Below are 4,196 nucleotides of genomic sequence, written 5' to 3'. Positions count from 1 at the left end.
GGGATAAGGGTGAAGGCGCCTTTGTCGCTTCGCATGGTAAAGATGAAGCAAAAGCCAATAGCAAGATCATGTCACTTGCGGATGGTTCTATTGTAGCTGGTTCGAGTGATGCGGTTAATGGTTCACAGCTTTATACTCTAGGGAGCGGTGTTGCGAAGTCTTTAGGTGGTGACGCTAGCTATGAGAATGGGACTTGGACCTCTCCAAAATTCACGCTTAAAAGCTACAACGAAGATGGCACATTAGGTGTTTCAAAAGACTATACCGATGTAGGATCAGCTTTTGCTGGTATTGATACAAACATCATCAATGTGAACAAGCATTTAAACAGTGTTTTTGATGATTTTAATGACAAGTTAGACAATATCAATAAAGAAGTTCGCGGCGATGCCTTGTTATGGAGCAATGAGAATAATGCTTTTATCGCCCAGCATGGAGAAAAAGATAGCAAGATAAATAGCAAGATTACGTCTCTTGCTGATGGTTCTATTGTGGCAGGTTCGAGTGATGCTGTTACGGGTGGTCAGATTAATACGATTGTTTCTGGTTTTATAGGTGCATTAGGTGGCAATGCATCATTGAGTTCTGATGGTACATTTAAAGGACCTACCTATGGCTTATCGACAGTTTCTAAAGAAGGAGAGGTAACCGATAAATCGTATGACGGTGTTGAAAAAGCCTTTGAAGGACTTGATGATAATATCAAGACTGTAAATGCTCGTATTAAGGAAGTCTCAGAGGGCGTTGCACAAGATTCTTTAAATTGGAGCAAGGATGAAGGTGCTTTTGTCGCTCAGCATGGGGAAGAAGGTAAAAAGCAAAACAGCAAGATCAAATTCCTTGCTGCCGGAGATATTTCAGACCAATCGAGCGATGCGATCAATGGTTCACAGCTTTATTCATTGAATCAGACGCTTGCGGAGTATTTTGGCGGTGGCGCTAAGTACGAGAATGGCGAATGGAAAGCACCAAGTTTTAAGGTTATACACCTTAAAGACGATGGTACATCAGAAGAAAAGGAATATGGGAGCGTAGCAGAAGCCTTTGCAGGTGTTGGTAATTCTTTCACGAATATTAAAAATGAGGTTAACAACCAAATTAATAATGTGAAGGGTGGCAGTCTTATTAAGCAAGATAAAGAGACAAAACATATTAATATTGGCGGAGAAACAACCGAAGGCAGTGAAATTAATATAGCCAATAAAAACAAAGATGCGCGTACGATTTCTGGTGTGAAGGATGCGGTTAATGATAATGAAGCTGTTAACAAAAAACAGCTTGATGAGGAAAGAGATGCTCGTATTGAAGAGATTAACAAGGTTAATTCTACAGCTGTCTTTTATGATAATGATGACGAAGATTCAGAAGTTGCTTCCGATCCATTTCAAAGATCACTAACACAAAGTAGGAAGGGAAAGAGTGTCACATTTGGAGATCCGAAGGAAGGTCCAGTTGCCTTGCATAATGTAGCCAGTGGTAATATTACGAAAGACTCTACAGATGCAGTGAATGGCTCTCAACTTTATGCTTTAGGGAATGATGTTGCAAAGTCTTTTGGTGGTGAAGCTAAGTATGAAAATGGCACATGGACGGCACCAAGCTTCACGCTTAAAATCTTTAAAGATGGTAAAGAAGATGGTAGCAAGACTTATAATAATGTTGCGGATGCGTTTGCAGGCATTGAATCCAATTTCACAAATGTCGTTAATGACTTTACGGAACAAGTCACGAACATCACGGAATCCGTTCAAGGTGATGCTTTATTATGGGGAGGTGATGCCTTTGTCGCGCAGCATAAAACGGAAGACGGTAAAAAGGAAAACAGTAAAATCACATCACTTGCTGATGGTTCTATTGTGACAGGTTCGAGTGATGCTGTTACGGGAGGTCAGATTAAAACGATTGTTTCCGGTATTACAGGTGCATTAGGTGGAAACGCATCATTTAGTTCCGAAGGAACTTTTACAGGTCCTACCTATGATTTATCTAAGGTTTCTACAGAAGGTGAGGTCACAAATAAATCGTATGAAGGAGTTGAAACAGCCTTTAAAGGACTTGATGATAATATTAAGAATGTAAACAATCGCATTAAGGAAGTCTCAGAAGGCGTTGCACAAGATTCTTTATCATGGAGCAAGGATGATGATGCCTTTATCGCGCAGCATGGGGAAGGTGATGGTAGAAAAGCAAGCAAAATTAAATTCCTTGCTGCCGGAGATATTACGAAAGATTCCACAGAAGCAATAACAGGTGGTCAGCTTCATATAATCACTGATGATTTATCAAATATTTTAGGTGGAGATGTATCCTTTGATGGCGAAAGCTTTACAAAACCAAAGTATGATTTATCGAAGGTTTCAAAAGAAGGTGAGGTCAAAGATGAATTGTATGAAGGTGTTGCAACAGCCTTTAAAGGACTTGATGATAATATCAAGAATGTGAATGCTCGCATTAAGGAAGTCTCAGAAGGCGTTGCCCAAGATTCTTTATTATGGAGCAAGAATGAAGGTGCCTTTGTCGCTCAGCATAAAACGGAAAATGGTGACAAGACAAACAGCAAGATCACGTCACTTGCAGCCGGAGATATTGCGAAAGCGTCGAGTGATGCGGTTACAGGTGGACAGATTTATTCTTTGAATGAGACGTTAGCGAAGTATTTTGGTGGAGGCGCTGAATATAAGGATGGCGCATGGACAGCACCAACCTTTACAGTAAAAACCTACAGTGACGATGGAAAGGAAGTTTCAGAAGAACGTCACAGCGTTTCAGAAGCTTTTGATCTTGTAAACAGTTCTTTCACGAATATTCACAATGAAGTGAATAAGCAGATTGAGCAAGTTGTAGGTGATAGTCTTGTTAAGCAGGATAAAGGAACGCATGTTATCTCTGTTGGAGGTGAAACGAATGGAACGAAAGTTAGTTTTGCCAACAGTGATGGTACAGCACGGATTCTTTTAGATGTGTCAGCGGGTAAGATTGCAAAAGATTCGACAGAAGCAGTAACGGGTGGTCAGGTTCATACGCTCACTGATGATTTATCGAAGATTTTAGGTGGCGGTATTGGCTTTGAAAATGGTCAATTGAGCCAATCAAAATTCACAGTTCAAGCTTTCAATTCAAAAACGAATGAAATTGAAGAGACAAGCTATGACAGTGTATCAGATGCCTTTAAAGGTGTAGGCAATTCTTTCACGAACGTTGTTAATAATTTTAATAAGAAAGTGGATAACATTACGGAATCTGTCCAAGGTGATGCCTTGTTGTGGAATGAAAAAGCTGGTGCCTTTGTAGCCTTGCATGGAGAAAAAAATAGCAAGACAAACAGTAAGATCAAATTCCTTGCTGCCGGAGATATTACGCAAGATTCCACAGAAGCGATAACAGGTGGTCAGATTTATTCGTTGCAAGACCAGTTTGCAAAGTATTTAGATGTTAACGCAGGTTATAATGATGAAGGTCAATGGAAGAAACCAACCTTTAAGGTCAAAACGTACAACGACGATGGTACTGTAGGAGATCCAGAGGAACATCATAGTGTTGCGAAAGCTTTTGAAGGAATTGATAAGAATTTCACAAACATTGTTAATAACTTTAATGAGAAAGTGGATAACATCAAAGATTCAGTCCAAGATGATGCTTTGTTGTGGGATAAGACTAAAGGCGCGTTTGTAGCTTCGCATGGAGAAGATAAAACAGCCAGCAAGATTATGTCGTTAGCCGCTGGAGATATTTCTGAGAAATCGAGCGATGCGGTCAATGGTTCACAGCTTTACAGTTTAGGTAGCAGTGTTGCAAAGACTTTAGGTGGTGACGCTAGCTATGAGAATGGCACTTGGATCTTTCCGAAATTCACACTTAAAACCTACAACGAAGATGGTACGACAGGTGATCCAAAAGACTATGCCGATGTAGGGGCAGCTTTTGCGGGCATTGATATGAATTTCACGAATGTGAATAAGAATGTTCAGAATGTCGTTAATAATTTTAATGAGAAATTAGATAACCTCAAAGATACAGTCCAAGGTGATGCTTTGTTGTGGAGCAATGAGAAAGATGCCTTTGTAGCTTCGCATGGCCAAGAAGGAGAAAAGACTAATAGCAAAATCACATCGCTTGCAGCCGGAGATATTAAGAAAGATTCGACGGATGCAGTTACAGGCGGTCAGATTTATGATCTGAATCAGACGCTTGCGACC

Annotated in this window: 1 pseudogene; it reads left to right on the top strand. The window is 40.3% G+C overall.

What is annotated here, in order from left to right:
• Positions 1–4,196 (top strand): annotated as a pseudogene (locus tag FNZ60_RS08865) (hypothetical protein); the annotation flags it as partial.

This window comes from Bartonella massiliensis (genome assembly GCF_902150025.1).
Lineage (GTDB): Bacteria > Pseudomonadota > Alphaproteobacteria > Rhizobiales > Rhizobiaceae > Bartonella > Bartonella massiliensis.
Note: the sequence above shows the minus strand (reverse complement) of the source record. Positions and strands in the feature narration are given on the sequence as shown.